16 protein-coding genes, 5 tRNA genes and 1 riboswitch are annotated in these 19,149 nt (G+C 38.3%); of the genes, 18 read left to right on the top strand and 3 right to left on the bottom strand.

The window, feature by feature from the left end:
- Positions 1-36: 36 nt before the first annotated feature.
- Complete coding sequence (locus LMB56_RS05980; protein ID WP_086142537.1) at positions 37-957, bottom strand: cation diffusion facilitator family transporter; 921 nt, start codon at positions 955-957, stop codon at positions 37-39.
- Positions 958-1,139: 182 nt separating this feature from the next.
- On the opposite strand from LMB56_RS05980, the gene LMB56_RS05975 reads away from it, so the two are divergent.
- The 13 genes from LMB56_RS05975 (at position 1,140) to LMB56_RS05915 (ending at position 7,906) form a co-directional block, all read left to right on the top strand.
- On the top strand, positions 1,140-1,814 hold the full coding sequence (locus tag LMB56_RS05975) for a metal-dependent transcriptional regulator (protein ID WP_019253152.1): 675 nt from the start codon (positions 1,140-1,142) through the stop codon (positions 1,812-1,814).
- Positions 1,815-1,960: 146 nt separating this feature from the next.
- Entirely contained in the window at positions 1,961-2,161 is a 201-nt protein-coding gene (locus LMB56_RS05970) for a cold-shock protein (protein ID WP_003672521.1), read from the top strand.
- 102 nt (positions 2,162-2,263) lie between these two features.
- The gene (locus tag LMB56_RS05965) at positions 2,264-3,019 is read left to right on the top strand and encodes a threonine/serine exporter family protein (protein ID WP_153703177.1); all 756 of its coding nucleotides are present in this window, start codon (positions 2,264-2,266) and stop codon (positions 3,017-3,019) included.
- A gap of 11 nt (positions 3,020-3,030) precedes the next feature.
- A complete protein-coding gene (locus tag LMB56_RS05960; protein WP_019252700.1) occupies positions 3,031-3,504 on the top strand; it encodes a threonine/serine exporter family protein in 474 nt (157 codons plus the stop codon).
- A gap of 55 nt (positions 3,505-3,559) precedes the next feature.
- Complete coding sequence (locus LMB56_RS05955; RefSeq protein ID WP_019252701.1) at positions 3,560-4,234, top strand: phosphatase PAP2 family protein; 675 nt, start codon at positions 3,560-3,562, stop codon at positions 4,232-4,234.
- A gap of 73 nt (positions 4,235-4,307) precedes the next feature.
- Positions 4,308-4,763, top strand: a complete 456-nt coding sequence (locus LMB56_RS05950) for a GNAT family N-acetyltransferase (RefSeq protein WP_229283547.1) — start codon at positions 4,308-4,310, stop codon at positions 4,761-4,763.
- A 37-nt stretch (positions 4,764-4,800) separates the two neighbouring features.
- Positions 4,801-4,975, top strand: a riboswitch (Lysine riboswitch).
- 127 nt (positions 4,976-5,102) lie between these two features.
- On the top strand, positions 5,103-6,578 hold the full coding sequence (locus LMB56_RS05945; protein WP_035168573.1) for an amino acid permease: 1,476 nt from the start codon (positions 5,103-5,105) through the stop codon (positions 6,576-6,578).
- Positions 6,579-6,676: 98 nt separating this feature from the next.
- On the top strand, positions 6,677-7,318 hold the full coding sequence (locus tag LMB56_RS05940; protein WP_113897328.1) for a deoxynucleoside kinase: 642 nt from the start codon (positions 6,677-6,679) through the stop codon (positions 7,316-7,318).
- 65 nt (positions 7,319-7,383) lie between these two features.
- Positions 7,384-7,456: transfer RNA gene (locus tag LMB56_RS05935), tRNA-Val, on the top strand.
- Between the two features lie 7 nt (positions 7,457-7,463).
- Positions 7,464-7,546 (top strand) — tRNA-Leu (locus tag LMB56_RS05930).
- Between the two features lie 90 nt (positions 7,547-7,636).
- Positions 7,637-7,708: transfer RNA gene (locus LMB56_RS05925), tRNA-Gly, on the top strand.
- 5 nt (positions 7,709-7,713) lie between these two features.
- Positions 7,714-7,787: transfer RNA gene (locus LMB56_RS05920), tRNA-Arg, on the top strand.
- 45 nt (positions 7,788-7,832) lie between these two features.
- A tRNA-Pro gene (locus tag LMB56_RS05915) sits at positions 7,833-7,906 on the top strand.
- A 335-nt stretch (positions 7,907-8,241) separates the two neighbouring features.
- Here the strand turns inward: LMB56_RS05915 and LMB56_RS05910 are convergent.
- Positions 8,242-8,814, bottom strand: coding sequence for a hypothetical protein (locus tag LMB56_RS05910; protein WP_228341965.1), 573 nt, complete (start codon positions 8,812-8,814; stop codon positions 8,242-8,244).
- A gap of 158 nt (positions 8,815-8,972) precedes the next feature.
- Positions 8,973-9,932: an alpha/beta hydrolase gene (locus LMB56_RS05905; RefSeq protein ID WP_228341964.1), complete on the bottom strand. Its 960-nt coding sequence runs from the start codon at positions 9,930-9,932 to the stop codon at positions 8,973-8,975.
- Positions 9,933-10,225: 293 nt separating this feature from the next.
- Here LMB56_RS05905 and adhP point away from each other — a divergent pair, with 293 nt between their 5' ends.
- From adhP to rpoB, 5 genes are all read left to right on the top strand, one after another.
- Positions 10,226-11,254 carry an alcohol dehydrogenase AdhP gene (adhP, locus tag LMB56_RS05900; protein ID WP_035157169.1) on the top strand — a complete coding sequence of 343 codons (1,029 nt, stop codon included), beginning with the start codon at positions 10,226-10,228 and terminating at the stop codon, positions 11,252-11,254.
- Positions 11,255-11,420: 166 nt separating this feature from the next.
- The gene (locus LMB56_RS05895; protein WP_003664589.1) at positions 11,421-11,888 is read left to right on the top strand and encodes a CtsR family transcriptional regulator; all 468 of its coding nucleotides are present in this window, start codon (positions 11,421-11,423) and stop codon (positions 11,886-11,888) included.
- Between the two features lie 14 nt (positions 11,889-11,902).
- On the top strand, positions 11,903-14,395 hold the full coding sequence (locus LMB56_RS05890) for an ATP-dependent Clp protease ATP-binding subunit (protein ID WP_229283548.1): 2,493 nt from the start codon (positions 11,903-11,905) through the stop codon (positions 14,393-14,395).
- Between the two features lie 285 nt (positions 14,396-14,680).
- Positions 14,681-15,283: a TetR/AcrR family transcriptional regulator gene (locus tag LMB56_RS05885; protein ID WP_003664584.1), complete on the top strand. Its 603-nt coding sequence runs from the start codon at positions 14,681-14,683 to the stop codon at positions 15,281-15,283.
- A 227-nt stretch (positions 15,284-15,510) separates the two neighbouring features.
- Positions 15,511-19,128 carry a DNA-directed RNA polymerase subunit beta gene (gene rpoB / locus LMB56_RS05880; protein WP_003674901.1) on the top strand — a complete coding sequence of 1,206 codons (3,618 nt, stop codon included), beginning with the start codon at positions 15,511-15,513 and terminating at the stop codon, positions 19,126-19,128.
- Positions 19,129-19,149 lie beyond the last annotated feature (21 nt).

The raw sequence follows: 19,149 nt of genomic DNA, 5'->3' as shown, positions 1-19,149 counted from the left end.
GCTGAGTTTTCGCTCAACTTTTCGCTTCCTTTAATTTTAGTCCTGTTTGAAGTCGTTACTAATAACATTTTTTTCATCAACGGGAGTATTGAATAGTTCTTCATCTTTCCCACGGTGATATTCTGCTTGAATAGTAACATGGCAAATTCCGTATTTTTCATGCAAGATCTTTTCTACTTGACTATAGATCCGCTCAACCTGGCTTAGTGGCAAGTCATCACAATTCAGATGGGCAGAGAAAATAATTCGGTGTTCATCCATCATCCATGCATGAACGTGATGAACAGCCGTAACGCCATCAATCTGTTTTAAATCATTTTCGATGGAATTATAATCAAGATCAGGGGAAGACTGCATGAGAATTTTAATGGTTTGATTAATAATTGGCCAAGCTTCATAAGCAATATAGAGGGCAACCCCGATTGTCAAGGCAGGGTCAAGCCATGGCACATTGACAAAGGTAAGAATGATTCCTCCAATGATAACGGCGACAGAAGAGAGCGCGTCACTTAGAATATGAAGATAAGTTGCTTTGACATTTAAGCTGTCTTCGCTACCAGCATGTAAAAGAGCTGCCGAAATAAAGTTTGCAAGAAGACCAATCACGGCTACGGTTAACATAATGCCTCCGTTAATATGCTGAGGATGCTCTAACCGTTTAATAGCTTCAATAATTAAAAAGACAGAGATAACAATTAGAAAGATACTATTAGTTAATGCTGAGAGGATTTCAGCTCGCCGGTAGCCATAGGTTCGCTGCCGATTCTCTGGCTGACCCCCAATATGCTGGGCAAAATAGCCTAGTACAATGGAAAGCGAATCTCCCAAGTTATGAAAAGCGTCTGATAGTAAGGCTAAACTTCCAGAGAGAATACCTCCAAGAATTTCAACAATTGTAATTAATACATTTAGGAGGGTAACTGCTAAAAAGCGTTTCCCTGTTACTTTTTCGTCCATGATTTACCTACTCCTCCGTAAAGATCGATTGCGGGTTTGTAAAAAGCTTATAACAAAAAAGTTAGGCTTTCCAAACTACACTTTTAATAATATGCTATAATCAATTTGGGTTCAATGTTAATATATAAAAACACACAATGACCGATCGTAGGCCAAATTTTAATACCCAGAGGTGAAACAATTTGACTCCAATGAAGGAAGACTATCTAAAAATTATTTTTGAATTAGGTGGTAGTCATAAAAAAGTTTCTAATAAAGAGATTTCCCTTGGACTAGGAATTGCCGCTGGATCAGTAACCGAGATGATTTCTAAGTTGGCTGACGAAGGGCTGGTTGTTCATGAACCATATGCCGGTATTTCTTTAACGGAAAAAGGACAAAAGTATGCTGCGGAATTAGTTCGGAAGCATCGTTTATGGGAAACATTTTTAGTGGATAAGCTTCACTATAATTTTGCAGATGTTCATTCAGAAGCGGAAATTCTTGAACATCAGACAAGTGATCGACTAGCAACGGCCTTAGATTCTTTTCTTCAACACCCTGATCATTGTCCGCATGGTGGAGTAATTCCATCAGCTAATGGCAAGTTTCCAGATGTAACGCATCGTTTATTGGCAGATGCTGATGATGGGGAAAAAGTTGAACTAGAACGATTCTTAGATAATCATGAGTTGCTCACTTACTTAGAAGAGTTGGGATTACGACCTCAAGAACAAGTTACTGTAATTCGCCATGAGCCTTTTGAAGGACCAATTGTGATTCAAAAAGAGGATAACGACCAAGAAATTAATGTTTCATATAAGGCATCACATAATATTTTTATTGAACCGGACACAGCTCAAGAAAATAAAGATTAATTATGTAAATGATTGCTTATGTGATACAATGGTTTTTGTAGTTTTTTTAAGTGCGGTTGGTTCGATTGTTTCATTGCAAATGGATCTCTTCACCTGAGACGAATTACAAATTATATTAGTGCTTAATGCACAGGAGGATTTCCAACATGGAACAAGGAACTGTTAAATGGTTTAATGACGATAAGGGGTATGGCTTCATTACTCGTGAAAGCGGCGATGACGTGTTTGTTCATTTTTCTGCTATTCAAGGGGATGGCTTTAAGTCATTGAGCGAAGGACAACATGTTACGTTTGAAGTTGAAGAAGGCGAACGTGGCCTTCAAGCTGCAAATGTAGTTAAAGACTAAATACAAAAAAACGACTGGATTTTTCCGGCCGTTTTTTTGTATTGAGCTCCTTATCTAAACAGAGGATAATAATAAATATCTTTGAACAGAGAAGGCGAAAAGATGTTAACAAAACGACGACAAGCACTAGCACTAAAGACTTGTTTGCTAGCTGGGAGACTTTTAATTGAAAATGGATCAAATATGGAACGAGTTAACGATACCTTATCCCGAATGGCAAAAAGTGCTGGACTTCATGGCTTTCAGGCCTTTACAACCGTAACTGGCATTGTAGTTGGGACGATTAATGAACCTGATGCCCAAGTAATTACTATTCGTCATCGAAAAAATAATTTAAGTAAAATTGCGGATGTCAATGAAGTTTCTCGTGAACTAGCACGGCGCAAAATTGATGTTCCACAAGCGTTTGCCAAATTAAAAAAGATTGATCGCCAAAAGATGCCAAGATGGCAAAATTGGTACGAATCATTTGCCGCTGCAATTTTAAGTGGCGCATTGATGATTGTCTTTACAGGCAATGTTTCTGATTCTTGGGCCGGCTTCCTTGCAGGTGGCGTAGGTTATGGGGCATTTTCATACCTCTTGCGAAAATTTAAGATTCAGTATTTAGGAGAGTTTTGTTCTTCCTTGATTATAGGTATTTTAGCGGTAATCTTTGTTAGAATGCACCTCGCTAATAATATTAATGATATTATTATCGGCGCAGTTATGCCTCTGGTTCCTGGAGTGCCCTTAACTAATGCGGCGCGGGATTTAGTTTCAGGAAATTTAATCAGCGGACCCACAAGAGGGATTGAGGCGATCCTAACTGCCGTTTCGATTGGTAGCGCGATAGTAATTGTTTTGCACTTTAATTAGGAGGGTAGGAGATGAATTGGAGTACCCTATTATTACAATTTTTCTTATGCTATGTTTCGACAGTTTGTTTTGGGATCCTCTTAAATATTCCTAAACGTGCCTACAATACTGCGGGGATGATTGGCGGAGGCGTATGGGTAATCTATTGGATAATGTATTATTGCAGTGGAATTGGCCTTGCGTTTAGTAATTTAGTTGCTGCAATCTTAATTTCGGTATTGAGTCAGGCAGCAGCTCGGCGAAAACGAATGCCGATTATTGTTTTTAATGTGCCCGCGCTAGTTCCATTCGTGCCGGGAGGACAGGCCTATAAAATGGTTCGTAATTTTGCTATTGGCAATTACCACCTTGTTAATGTTTATTTCTATCAGGTAGTTGTCATTGTTGGTGCAATTACGCTTGGCTTTGGGTTAGGAGAACTTTTAAATCGTGTTTTGAACTATCTTCATAAATATTTAATCAAAAAGTCACGATGGAATTTTTGACACTGTGGTATACTCATTTTTGATTAATTAATTTAAGTTAGGAGAATCCTTGATTATGTTTATTGAACGTGATGATCATCGGTGGTGGCGATTTGCCTTAAGCGGTGGTTTCTTTATTGCATTGATGCTATTAATTATGTTTAATTCGTCAGTGTTAACAATGATTGATGCTGTTTTGCAGTCATTATTTACCAGTCAGCGTCTAGAAGGAATTGGTTGGTTCCATGCTTTAATGAGTTTACTTTCATTTTTAGCTAAACCAGTCTTAGATTTAGTATGGGTATTTATTATTGCAGGTGTTTTATGGCTGAAGGGTTATCGCATCCCAGCGTTATGGTCATTAGGAACGATTTTTGGTGGAGATGTGCTTGGGACAATCATTAAACACATCGTTAAGCGGGTCCGTCCTGCACAACACTTGGCAGCAGATGATGGCTATAGTTTCCCTAGTGGTCACACTTTAGGATTCTTCTTGGTAGTAGCAATTTTATTCTTAATTGTAATTCCGCTTATTCAAAAAGCATCTGTCCGCACAATTTTGCAAATTTTATTAATATTCGCAGTCTTCTTTTTGGCAGTATCGCGGGTATATCTTTATGCTCACTGGCCATTTGATACTATTGGTGCAATGTTATTAGCTTATGCATGGTTACAAGTAGCGGAATGGCTCTATGTCGCTTGGGCACCACGATTGCAACGAATTCCGTTCTTCCGTAGTGTTGAAATTTAATAATCGAAATTGATGGAGGGCAATCTTTTTTTTGCTGCTCCTCTTTTTTATTTCCCGGGAAATAGGAGAAAAAATGAGTGAAATTATAATTGAACCAGCAAAAAATAATAACAATTTAGGAGCGATAGTTAAATTATTGGGCGATGAAAAATTAACACAAGCAGTGGGATTGCTTTTACCGCTTCAAGAAGAAAAACGTACGCAAGCTATTAAGATGTTTATTCGCCATAATCATGTGATGGTAGTAAAAATAAATGAAGATGTAGTGGGGATGATTGTATTAAGTGCTTGGTATGGGGATGAAGGAAAAAGAATTGCTCATCATTATGAATTAGGTTATCTTTTGCAGCGAGACCAATGGAATAAAGGCATAATGACAGTTGCACTTCAAAAATTTATTTCTATTTTGCCATCTAAGATTACGATTCATGCGGAATGCAAACAAAGTAATTATCGTTCCCAGCGAGTGCTTATTAAATGTGGATTTGTTTATGACAAGGACGATTTATGGCAACGCATTATTAAATAATCGGGCTTGCATTTTTATTTGAGTGGGGTATAATTTCATTCGATGAAGAGGTTGCATATTTTATTAGTAACTGATATTAGGTGAATAAGCACCGGAGTATTAGTGAAAGGGAAATATGCCGAAACACTACTTAGCTTATTTCTGGTAGGTGTTGGGCTATAGTCATAATAGGCTATAGACTGTCGCAATAATTGCGGGGCGCTTCCTAAATTGATTCAACGATTAATTATAGGTATTAAGTTGGGTCTTCTGGTAGGGTTACCGATCAGAAGACCCTTTTAATTTATCCTCTTCGAAAATGTTGACGTTAAGACACACAAATTTGGAGGAAATATATTTATGGCAGATGAATCTAAGTCGACGGGTCATATGGAACGGACATTACAGACGCGTCACTTGTCCATGATTGCTCTTGGTGGAACAATCGGTACTGGACTTTTTATTGCCAGTGGATCCGCTATTTCAACTGCGGGACCTGGTGGAGCATTGGTTGCATATGGAATTATGGGAATTATGGTTTATTTCCTAATGACGAGTCTAGGTGAAATGGCAACATATATGCCATTGACTGGGTCGTTTTCAGCTTATTCGACGAAATTTGTTGATCCAGCACTCGGATTTGCTCTTGGTTGGAATTATTGGTTTAACTGGGCAATTACAATCCCCGTTGATGTTACAACTGCGGGAATTGTAATGAATTATTGGCTTCCCAATGTCCCAGGCTGGATTTTTAGTGTAACAGTGATGGCGCTAATTTTCTTAATCAATTATTTATCGGTACGATCTTATGGTGAAACTGAATTTTGGCTTGCTTTAATCAAAGTGGTCACTGTTATCGTATTTTTAATTGTTGGTGTTGCAATTATTTTTGGAATTATGGGCGGTAAGCCTGTTGGGTTAAGCAACTTCCACTACAAGCAGGCACCGTTTGTTGGGGGAGTGCCAGCGATTATTAGTGTTTTCTTAGTTGCTGGTTTCTCATTCCAAGGAACAGAATTAGTTGGAATTACTGCTGGTGAAGCCGCTACACCAGAAAAGTCTGTCTCCAAGGCAATTCATTCAACTTTCTGGCGAATTTTACTTTTTTATATTTTTGCTATTTTTGTTATTGCTTGTATCCTGCCTTATACAGATAAGAACTTATTGAATCAAGATGTTTCAAACATTACAATGAGTCCATTTACAATTGTGTTTAAGCGGGCGGGGTTAGCTTTTGCAGCTAGTGCAATGAATGCGGTTATCTTAACTGCCGTCATTTCTGCTGCTAACTCTGGTTTATATGCCTCAACCCGGATGCTTTATTCACAAGCGCGTGAAGGATATGCATGGCGGATTTTTGGTTATGTAAACCGGCGTGGTATTCCGATTTATGCTTTACTAGGAACAATGGTTGTCTCATTAGCAGCTTATGCAACCCAATTTATTGGTCCAAAAGCTTATAACTACTTAATTGGCGCATCGGGATTGTGTGGATTTATTGCATGGTTGGGAATTGCAGTTTCCCACTATCGATTTAGAAAGGCATTCCTTAAACAGGGACATACGCTTTCCGAATTGAAGTATCACGCAACAGGATTCCCATTTGGTCCAGTATTCGCACTTGCTTTATGTATTATCGTTATTTGTGGTCAAAACATCGATGCTTTTGTAAAAATGGATTGGCAAAACATCTTGATTACTTACATGGGAATTCCATTATTCTTAATTCTTTTCTTCTACTACAAGATTCGTTATAAGACACACTTGATTCCACTTGATAAGGTTGATTTATCACGGCGAACAAAGGGTGAATCATACGAACCAGAAGATGATTAGTAAGTGAAAAAGGAACGAGAAAATACTCGCTCCTTTTTATTTTAAATGTTAGAATTGTTTTCGTTACTTTTTGAATTTGAAATAGGGGGAAATAACTAATGATTGCTTTAGCCGGGACAATCGGTGCAGGAAAGACCAGTTTGACAAAGTTATTGGCAGACCATCTTAATAGCCAGGCCTTTTATGAATCTGTCGACGATAATAAAATTTTGCCGCTTTTTTATAAAGATCCTAAAAAATATGGTTTCTTATTACAGATTTACTTTTTAAACAAACGTCTTGCTGAGATTAAAGATTCATACTCAAATGACTTAAATGTTTTGGACCGTTCAATCTTTGAAGATGCTTTATTGTTCAAGTTAAACGCGGATATGGGCCGGGCTACGGAAACGGAGTCAAATATTTATTCTTCATTATTAGGCAATATGATGGAAGAATTGCCAGAGCAACCACACCAAAAAGCCCCTAACCTTTTAATTACAATTAGGGTTTCGTTTGAAACAATGCTTGAACGGATTAAAAAACGGGGACGTTCATTTGAACAAATTGCTAATGATCCTTCCTTATATTCATATTATAAAAATTTAAACGAACGTTATGTTCAATGGTATGAGGATTATAATGAAAGCCCTAAGATGGTTATTGATGGCGATAAATATGATTTTGTTGAAGATCCGGCTGCAGCTAAGAAGGTCTTAGCCATGATTGATGAAAAATTAATTGAATTAAATCTTAAATAGGATTTGACAAAAAAGTATATAGATGATATATTAAATAGGTTGATTTATATAGCAAGCCTATTTATGGAGGATTAGCTCAGTTGGGAGAGCATCTGCCTTACAAGCAGGGGGTCACAGGTTCGAGCCCTGTATCCTCCATTAATTTGCGGATGTGGCGGAATTGGCAGACGCGCAAGATTTAGGATCTTGTATCATTTTGATGTAAGGGTTCAAGTCCCTTCATCCGCATTTAATATTTTTTGAAAATTCTTGTTGACATTGATGAGATTTTCGTGTAATATTAATAATCGTTGATAGGGAATAACTTATCAAAGACATGCGGAAGTAGTTCAGTGGTAGAACATCACCTTGCCATGGTGGGGGTCGCGGGTTCGAATCCCGTCTTCCGCTTATATGCACCCATAGCGCAATTGGATAGAGTGTCTGACTACGAATCAGAAGGTTGAAGGTTCGACTCCTTCTGGGTGCACTAATTATAGTAAGCGTGACAGTTTAATTGTTACGCTTATTTTTTCGGAATTTAGCTCAGCTTGGTAGAGCGCTGCGTTCGGGACGCAGAGGTCGCAAGTTCAAATCTTGTAATTCCGATTTATATATAATAAGGACTATCATTGAACGGTAAATCGTTGAAATGACAGTCCTTTTTTGTTTTGTAAAATGGATTGAATTGTACCTAGTAGGCAATAATTCTGTAATAGAGTTTTGAGAATTCTTAATCAAAAGCGATTAAATTAGCCATTGTGTCAACGGTTCTAGTTTTTTCTTCTTCGGATATTCCAGTGTAAACATTTAAGGTTATATCTGCGGAAGTGTGACCTAATTCTGCTAATTGTTAAAAAGGGCATTGCCTTGTAGATAGAGCTAGTAATAAAAACGGCGATGACAAAAAATCACCGCTGAAATTAGTTATATTATTTAACAATTTAATACTGATTACTGTATCGCTTTTCAAACTTCATATTCCATAACCATTGGAGATTGATTGATGGCTCTGGTACATTATGTTTGATTTCACTTTGGATATGATCTAGCTCACTAAGAATTAGTTTTTCAGCATAATTAGGCATGCCTTTACCACGTTCTATTTTATCGATTTTACCATCTGATTCAAAATCGATAGTAAATTTATCATCTTCAATGTTCTCATTATCAAAATTAGCGTCACTTGCGTTCGGATAGTACTCCGCATCGGTTTGTAAGATATTTAGAAGGTCATTATCTTGAGCAATGCTTTTTCTTTGGATTTGTGGATTAAAACCTTCTCTGACATCTCCAAAATACTTGATTTTATATCCCGGTACGTATTTTCGAGCAATAGGTACATCGGAACGCACGTTTATTACGGCGATAAAGGGATATTGGTTTCTTTTATGTGGCATGTGAGTTGCATAATAGTAGGCATTATAGTGAAGATTGAGGGGAATCAAAATGAAATGGGTAATAACAAATAAAAAGAAAAATGCTGATGATATTAGAAAAATTTTGAGTTCTTTCATACTTAATCTCCCTAAGCATTTATAAAAATAGGTTGCCTAAAATTATAGCTTATAATATCAAAAAGTCTCAATCCCATAATTCCTATTTGTTATTAAACATTAAAAAATGCCGACCAGCGCTCCACTATTGAGGCACTGGCTGGCATTTTGTCGTTTGATTATGCGTTGAAACTGTCTTTTATAAACTTTGCAATTTGATCTACTGGAATTTTTTCCATATTATCATATAGATCAATATGCTCGCAGTCTTCTACGATTAATCTTTGCTTTGGCTGGTTAGCAAGGTAATAAGCTCTCTCGGAATAAGAGCGGGAATGAGCATTGTCTCCATAAACAAATAGGATTGGTCGTGGTGAAATTTCTTTAATATAGTCTAATGCAGAAAACTCAAGCATTGCTAAATTAGAAGTGGTTGTTGCAGTTCCACGTGCATTGGGATGGAAGCCACGTTTAAGAGCGTAAAAACGAAGCCACTCATTTGTTAATTCATCATGATTTGGCAAATCGTCGATACTATCATATGGTTCTTCTGGGAAGGAAGGATGATAGTCAGGCTGCCCATTTTTAAAATCGTCCCACCGTTGCTTTGATAATTGATCTTTAAGCTGGAATAATTGTTCAGGAGCAAGATTAGCCATCTCACGAATATCTGTCATATCATACATTGAAATTGTTACAACAGATTTAATTCGCGTATCAACAGCCGCAGCACTAAGAGCAAACCCAGCTCCCCCACTGATACCGATAACACTAATTTGTTCACGATTGACATGTTTTGCTTTAGTGCCTAGATAATCAACTGCGGCACTAAAAGATTCTGCATATAAGTCTGGAGAAGCAACATGACGCGGTTCGCCAGCTGATTCACCCATGTATACTTGATCGAATGCAAGGGTAACAAAACCTAATTGAGCAAACATATTTGCATAAATTGCCGCTGCCTGTTCCTTTGTGCTTCCATAAGGTGCCCCGATTATGATGGCTGGTAACAATTTGTCTTCTTCTAGATTCTTAGGGGTGTAGATATCGGCAGCAATTGCTGTTCCATAACGATTATTGTAACGAACATGTTGCCGTTCTACATTTTCACTTAGCTTGGTGATATATCCATAAGACATTATTATACTCACTCCTTTGTCTAATTGATTAAATTATAACATCCATTATTAATAGAGAGCGTCTAAAATTATAACAGTAAAGTTTTAGTGATGATTAGTAAGTGATTTACTTTACAATATGAATAGAATTGATTTACTAGACTTTATTGTTGTTATATCAGTACTTTAATAAAAAAACAAAATTATTTATTTTCGGTAAATGTGCAAATTTTCACTTTAAATTTGTCTAGGAGTTATGGTACTATAAGCATTGTAAAAAGTAATTTGTTTATTAATAAAGGAGATCTTACCTTATGAAAGCTGCTGTTATTAATGATCCAGTAGACGGTTTTGTTACTGTTAAAGATGTTCAACTTCGGGATTTGAAGCCCGGTGAAGCTTTAGTTGACATGGAATATTGTGGTCTTTGTCACACTGATTTACACGTTGCTGCTGGGGACTTTGGTAAGAAGCCCGGTCGTATTATCGGTCACGAAGGGGTTGGTCGTGTATCTAAGGTTGCCCCTGGCGTTACTTCCTTGAAAGTTGGCGACCGTGTATCAATTGCATGGTTCTTCAAGGGCTGTGGACACTGTGAATATTGTTTAACTGGTCGTGAGACTCTTTGTCGTAACGTTCTTAATGCAGGTTACACTGCTGATGGTGCGATGGCTGAACAATGTATTGTACCAGCTGATTACGCTGTTAAGGTTCCAGAAGGTCTTGACCCTATCGAAGCTACTTCATTAACTTGTGCCGGTGTTACTATGTACAAGGCATTGAAGGTTGCTGACATCAAGCCAGGTCAATGGGTATCAATCGTTGGTGCTGGTGGTTTAGGTAACTTGGGTATCCAATTTGCTCACAACGTATTTGGTGCTCATGTTATCGCCGTTGATGGTAACCCTGATAAGCTTGAAGCTGCTAAGAAGAATGGTGCTGAAATTGTAATTAACCGTCATGACGGTGATGTTGATAAGCAAATTCAAGAAAAGGTTGGCGGTGTTCACGCTGCTGTAGTAACAGCTGTTTCTGCATCTGCATTTGATCAAGCTGTTGATTCACTTCGTCCAGATGGTAAGCTTGTTGCCGTTGCTCTTCCACAAGGTGACATGAAGCTTAACATTGCTAAGACTGTTCTTGATGGTATCATCGTTGCCGGTTCATTAGTTGGTACCCGTCAAGACTTAGCTGAATGTTTCCAATTTGGTGCAGAAGGTAAGGTTCACCCAATCGTTAAGACTCGTAAGTTAAGCGAAATTAATGATATGATCCAAGAGCTTAAGGATAACAAGGTTGTTGGTCGTAATGTTGTTGATTTTGTTCACAACGATAACGATTAATTAAAAAAGTTAGTTCATATTTAATTCTCTAAAAGGCTAGTGTTGCACTTGAATGCTTCACTAGTCTTTATTATTTCCTTAAATGTATGGGTATAGAAGTAGGCTATCACTCTAAAAATGTGTTAAAATAATGGTCAAGATTAGTCAAAAGAGCCGAGGTGATATAATGGAGAATAAAAGTATTTCAGATATTATCGAAGCATACTTAAAAGAAATACTTGGTGACTCAGCTCAGGTCGAAATTCGTCGTTCTGAGATTGCTAACCAGTTTGATGTAGTACCGTCACAGATTAATTATGTTATTAAGACGAGATTTACTATTCAAAATGGTTATTTAGTAAAAAGTAAGCGTGGAGGCGGCGGGTACATTCGAATCGAGCGAGTTAATTTACTTGATGATGTAAATGTGCTAAACTCACTTATTCAAGCAATTGGCGACTCGGTTCGTGAACGTGATGCTTTTGATATCGTTCGAACGTTATATGAAGAAGACGTGATTACGAGACGTGAAGGAGACCTTATGCTTGTTGCATTATCTAAACAAGCGCTAGCAGTTAATGATAGTAAGGTTGAAGATCAACTTCGCGCCCGGATATTAGTATCATTCTTGAATCGACTTCGCTATGAAAGTTAAAAGGGGGATTGTACATGGATAATATGTTCACGCCAAGTGCAAAGCATGTTCTAGCAATTGCACAAGAACAAGCAAAATACTTTAAACACCAAGCAGTAGGGACTGAACACCTTTTGCTTGCCCTCTCAATGGATAAAGATGGGATTGCTAATAAAATATTTGAACAATTTTCTATTACAAACGATGATATTCGTGAAGAAATTGAACGCTTAATTGGCTATGGAACGATGGAAAATCTGGGAGCTTCAGATTATCTCCCATACTCACCAAAAGCAAAGCAAGTGTTATCGTTAGCAGGTAAAGAAGCCCAACAAATGCATGCATTGAAGATTGGCACTGAACACTTATTATTAGCCTTAATCGCTGATGAAAGTGTTCTATCTTCACGGATTTTATATAGTCTAGATGTTGTGCCACGACAGATGAGAAAAGTAATTTTACGGCGGTTAGGGATTGCTGATAGTCAGCAACGCAATTCTAGTCGTCAATCGTCTCGTCGGCGGGTCCAACAAACTGGTACACCAACATTAGATAAACTAGCTCGTGATATGACAGAACTTGCTCGGAATGGCCAACTTGATCCTGTAATTGGTCGAAATAAGGAAGTTAAACGTGTGGAGCAGATTCTTAGTCGTCGTACCAAGAACAATCCTGTGCTGATCGGCGAACCTGGTGTAGGAAAGACAGCGATTGCTGAAGGACTTGCTCAGCGGATTGTTGAGGGAAAAGTCCCAGCTGAATTAGCTAATAAACGTTTGATGATGCTAGATATGGGATCATTAGTTGCGGGAACCAAGTATCGAGGAGAATTTGAAGATCGCCTTAAGAAAGTGATTGATGAAATTCAAAACGATGGGCATGTGATTCTTTTTATTGATGAACTCCATACATTAATTGGTGCTGGTGGCGCTGAAGGGGCAATTGATGCATCTAATATTTTGAAACCAGCCTTAGCACGAGGCGAGCTGCAAACAATTGGTGCTACTACCCTTGATGAATATCAGAAATATATAGAATCTGATGCGGCACTTGAACGACGCTTTGCTACTGTTCAAGTTGATGAGCCGACTACTGACCAAACCCTGCAAATCCTGCGAGGACTACGACCGAAGTATGAGGAGCACCACCATGCTAAGATTACTGATGAAGCGCTGGAAGAAGCAGTTAAATTGTCGGATCGTTATATTTCAGATCGTTTCTTGCCGGATAAAGCAATTGATCTTATTGATGAATCGGCAGCTATGGTTCGGATTGATGCTGAAGATAAGAAAAATCATCAGCCTTCATTAGAAAGTCAGTTAGAAGATTTACGAACCCAAAAAGAAGAAGCAATTGATAATCAAGACTTTGATCGTGCAGCTACTCTTCGTCAACAAGAATTAGCACTAAAAGATAAGATTGATCGCAAAAAGCAACGCACTCAACAAAAGGATTCCCATAACTATAAATTGAAAGTAACTGGTGAAAACATTGCACAAGTTGTTGCTGAATGGACAGGAGTTCCTTTAACTCAATTGAAGAAGAGCGAGAGTGAACGATTGGTTAACTTGGAAAAGGTTCTGCACCAACGAGTAATTGGTCAAGATGAAGCAGTTACCGTAGTCGCTAAAGCAATTCGGCGTGCACGAAGCGGTCTTAAGGATCCTAGTCGGCCGATTGGTTCCTTTATGTTTTTAGGACCAACTGGGGTAGGAAAAACAGAGCTTGCCAAGGCATTAGCTGCTGCAATGTTTGGCTCGGAAGATAATATGATCCGGATTGATATGTCAGAATATATGGAAAAATATAGTACTAGTCGCTTGATTGGTGCTGCTCCAGGATATGTCGGCTATGATGAGGGTGGCCAATTAACTGAAAAAGTACGGCAACATCCATATTCAGTTGTCTTATTAGATGAAGCTGAAAAGGCACATCCGGATGTATTTAATTTATTACTTCAAGTTTTAGATGATGGTTACTTAACTGATGCAAAAGGTCGGCGCGTTGATTTTAGAAATACCATTATTATTATGACTTCTAACCTTGGAGCAACTCAGCTTCAGGATGAGAAAGAGGTTGGTTTTGGGGCAAAAGATATGTCACAAGACTATAATGCGATGGCGGCGGCGATTAAGCAACAAATGAGGTTATACTTCCGCCCAGAATTTCTTAATCGGATTGATGAAACGATTATCTTCCATTCATTACAAAAGAAAGAACTTCATCAAATTGTTAAACTCATGGTTAATGATTTAAATAAGCGGGTAAGCGAGCAAGGTATTAACTTGAAAGTCACGCCTGCTGCAATTGATGTAATCGCAAAGCTTGGTTACAATCCCGCTTATGGAGCTCGTCCGCTTCGTCGTGCTTTACAAGATCATGTTGAGGATGGTTTGAGTACTGGAATGCTTAGTGGTGAAATCAATGTGGGGGATGACGTAACAGTAGGTGCGCATCAAGGTAAAATTACTTTTAAAGTAAAAAAGCCGGATGAAGATAAAGCAGTTGAATTAAAATTAAATAAATAAAAGAAACGGTAAGTTATTCTGAAAATGCAGAGTAATTTACCGTTTTGCATTCTAGCTTCGTTAAATTTGAAGTACACAAATAAATATTTCGCATTTTATATCGCTTAAAATCAACTATAATCGCCAACGTTGTTCTCTGATGATAATAGAAAAAGGAGCTGCCAAATTGCATTCATTTATCACATTTGATGATTATTTTTCTAAAACGGTTGTCAAAAGATAAGTTATAGTCTTATAATGTGTTTATCAGATAATTAATGATTAAAAATAGGGGATGAACAATAAATGAAGCGAGCGGAACAATTAGAAAAGACAAGACAAGCAATCTTAAAAACCGCTACAAAATTATTTTTACAAAAGGGATTTGGTGAAACTTCAACACGGGATATTGCCAAACAGATTGGAATTACTCAACCGGCTTTATATCACCACTTCAGCGATAAAGAAGTTTTATATCTGGATGTAATGACAAATTTATGTGGAAAAGTTCGCCAAGATATTAATAAAGTAATGCGTAAACATGATTTGTCACCGAATGAACAATTATGGCAAATCACCAAGGCATTAAAAAAACATCATCCATTAAGTATTTATGACCAATACAATCAAGCGATGCGCCTATTATCGAAAAGTGCACAGCAAAAGCTTAATATGATTTTTACAATGGATTATCTAGAACCGATTGCAGCATTCTTCCGTCAACCAGATGTAGGGTTGCGTCCTGATATTCTTCCTAAAGAAGCTGCTGAATTATTTATTGCTGGACTAACTCCAATTTTTGGTACTTCTCAATTAATTGGTGGCCATTCAATTACACCAGAACAACGTGACCAATTAATCCTAGACTGCATTATTAACGGTTTATCAAATTGGGGCGGAAAAAATTAAAAAATATAAAAATAATTGTTGACAAAATTTAATAGAACTTGTATACTTTAATAGTATGTAATTGTGAGTTCATTTGAACCTGGTGATCTATTGTCCATCAGATTCTGCATAAAAGCCAAAGACAGTCGTCGAACTGTTTTTGGATTTTTTTTGCCCAAAAGTCGCATTTTAGGCAAATTGTAATCAAATTGTAACATTTAAATGGGCTCGCGGAATAAATTAGAGAGGTGAACAGTTTGGCTGGACATTTAGTTAAATACGGTAAACACCGTACCCGTCGTAGCTACTCGCGAATTAAAGAAGTTCTCGAATTGCCAAACCTTATTGAAATCCAAACCGATTCTTACAATTGGTTTATGGAAAAAGGTTTACGGGAAATGTTTGATGATATTATGCCAATTGATGATTTTCAAGGAAAGCTTTCTTTGGAATTCGTTGACTATCAACTTTTAGAACCTAAGTATACTGTTGACGAAGCTCGTGAACACGATGCTAATTACTCAGCACCACTTCATGTTACGTTACGGTTAACTAACCATGAAACTGGTGAGATTAAGTCTCAAGATGTATTCTTTGGTGACTTCCCACTAATGACTGACCAAGGTACATTCATTATTAATGGTGCCGAACGGGTTATTGTTTCACAATTAGTTCGTTCACCAGGTGTCTACTATAGTGAAGAAAATGATAAAAATGGTCGGCCAAACTACGGTGCTACCTTTATTCCAAACCGTGGTGCATGGTTAGAATACGAAACTGATGCTAAGAATGTTTCATATGTTCGAATCGATCGGACTCGTAAGTTGCCAATGACTGAATTAATTCGTGCATTGGGCTTTGGTTCTGATGATGAAATTATCGACATGTTCGGTGGCGATAGTGAGACATTATCATTAACCTTGGATAAAGATGTTCACAAGAACGCTGAAGATTCTCGGGTTGAAGAAGCCTTAAAGGACATTTATGAACGGCTTCGTCCTGGTGAACCAAAGACTGCTGATTCAGCACGGAGCTTATTAACAGCTCGTTTCTTTGATCCAAAGCGTTATGATATGGCACCAGTTGGTCGTTACAAGACAAACAAGAAGTTGATGCTTAAGTACCGTTTACTTGGACAAACTTTAGCTGAAACTTTAGCAGATCCTGATACTGGTGAAGTATTAGCACAAAAGGGTGATACGGTAACCAAGGAATTGCTTAATAAGCTTGAACCTTACTTAGACCGTGATGACTTTAAGACTATTACTTACACCCCATCAGATGAAGCGGTTGTAACTGAACCAGTTAAGTTACAAAAGATTTTAGTATATTCTAAGACTGATCCTGATCGAGTTGTACCTATTATTGGTAACGGTCATATCCCATTAGAATACAAGCACATTGAACCAGCTGATATTCTTGCTTCCTTAAACTACTTCTTTAACTTACAAGAAGGTATTGGTAGCACAGACGATATCGACCACTTAGGTAACCGTCGTATTCGTTCAGTTGGTGAATTACTTCAAAACCAATTCCGGATTGGGCTTGCACGGATGGAACGGGTTGTTCGTGAACGGATGTCAATTCAAGATCCTGACACTGTTACCCCACAGCAATTAATTAATATTCGTCCAGTGGTTGCTTCTATTAAAGAATTCTTTGGTTCATCCCAACTTTCCCAGTTCATGGACCAAACCAACCCATTAGGTGAATTAACTCATAAGCGTCGTCTTTCAGCACTTGGTCCTGGTGGTTTGACTCGTGACCGGGCTGGATATGAAGTGCGGGACGTTCACTATACTCACTATGGCCGGATGTGCCCTATTGAAACACCAGAAGGTCCTAACATTGGTCTTATTAACAGTCTTTCATCTTACGCACGGGTAAATAAATATGGATTCATCGAAACTCCATACCGTCGTGTTTCCTGGAAGGATCACAAGGTAACTGACAAGATTGATTACTTAACTGCTGACGAAGAAGATAACTTCATCATTGCTCAGGCTAACACGCCATTAAATGATGATGGTTCATTTGTTGACGATCAAGTAATGGCTCGTGATAAGGATGACTACATCGAAACCAGTGTTGAAAACATTGATTACATGGATGTTTCTCCTAAACAAGTTGTTTCTGTTGCCTCTGCATGTATCCCATTCCTTGAAAACGATGACTCTAACCGTGCTTTGATGGGTGCTAACATGCAACGGCAAGCTGTTCCTTTGATCAATCCTCATGCACCATTAGTAAGTACTGGTATTGATTACAAGGCTGCCCATGACTCTGGGGTTGCAATGATTGCTAAGAAGCCAGGAACGGTTGAATATGTAGATGCTCGTGAAGTACGGGTTCGTGAAGAAGATGGAACACTTGATACTTACAAGTTAATGAAGTTCCGTCGTTCAAACGGTGGTAAGAACTACAACCAACGCCCAATTGTTAAGGTTGGCGAACATGTTGATGCTGATGACGTATTAGCTGATGGTCCATCAATGGAACAAGGTGAATTAGCTCTTGGACAAAACCCATTAATCGCCTTCATGACTTGGCAAGGATACAACTTCGAAGATGCCATCGCTATTAATGAACGATTAGTTAAAGACGATGTTTATACTTCTATCCACATCGAATCATACGAATCTGAAGCACGTGAAACCAAGCTTGGCCCTGAAGAAATGACGCGGGAAATTCCAAACGTTGGTGACGATGCTTTGAAAGATCTTGATGAAAACGGGATTGTTCGTGTCGGTGCCGAAGTTCATGATGGAGATATTTTAGTAGGTAAGGTTACTCCAAAGGGAATGACTGAATTATCTGCCGAAGAACGCCTTCTTCACGCTATCTTTGGTGAAAAGTCACGTGAAGTTCGTGATACTTCATTACGTGTTCCTCATGGTGGTGGCGGAATCATCCAAGATGTTAAAGTCTTCACTCGTGAAAATGGGGATGAATTATCACCAGGTGTAAATACAATGGTTCGTGTTTACATTGCACAAAAGCGGAAGATCCAAGTTGGGGATAAGATGTCTGGACGTCATGGTAACAAGGGTACTGTTTCTATCGTTGTGCCAGAAGAAGATATGCCATACATGCCAGATGGAACTCCTATTGATATTATGCTTAGTCCGATGGGTGTGCCAAGTCGTATGAACATTGGTCAGCTTCTTGAATTGCACCTAGGAATGGCTGCTCGTCGTCTTGGGATTCATATGGCTACTCCAGTATTCGATGGTGCATCTGATAAAGATGTTTGGGATGCTGTTCGTGAATCTGGATTCCCAGAAGACGGTAAGACAATTCTTTATGACGGTCGTACCGGTGAACCATTTGAAAACCGGATTGCTGTTGGTTCAATGCACTATCTTAAGTTAGCTCACATGGTTGATGATAAGATTCACGCTCGTTCAACTGGTCCTTACTCACTTGTTACTCAACAGCCATTAGGTGGTAAGGCACAATTTGGTGGACAGCGTTTCGGTGAAATGGAAGTTTGGGCTCTTGAAGCTTATGGTGCTGCCTACACTCTCCAAGAAATCCTTACTTACAAGTCAGATGATACTGTTGGTCGTGTTCGGACTTATGATGCAATCATCAATGGTCAACCAATTCCTAAGCCAGGTGTTCCAGAATCATTCCGTGTTCTTGTTAAGGAATTACAAGCATTAGGTCTTGATATGAAGGTTCTTGATGGTAACAACAAGGAAATTCAGTTAAAGAACATGGACGAAGATGATGATGAAGTTGTAAATGTTGATGCATTAGCTAAATATGCAGAAGAACATAAAACAGACGATAAGAAGAACGAAGAAGAAAACAAGTCTGAAGCAACTTCAACAACTACCGATGACAAAACTAATCAAAATTAATATTTAGGTTGCTACGGTTTA

Source organism: Limosilactobacillus reuteri (assembly GCF_020785355.1).
Taxonomy (GTDB): Bacteria; Bacillota; Bacilli; order Lactobacillales; family Lactobacillaceae; genus Limosilactobacillus; species Limosilactobacillus reuteri_I.
Note: the sequence above shows the minus strand (reverse complement) of the source record. Positions and strands in the feature narration are given on the sequence as shown.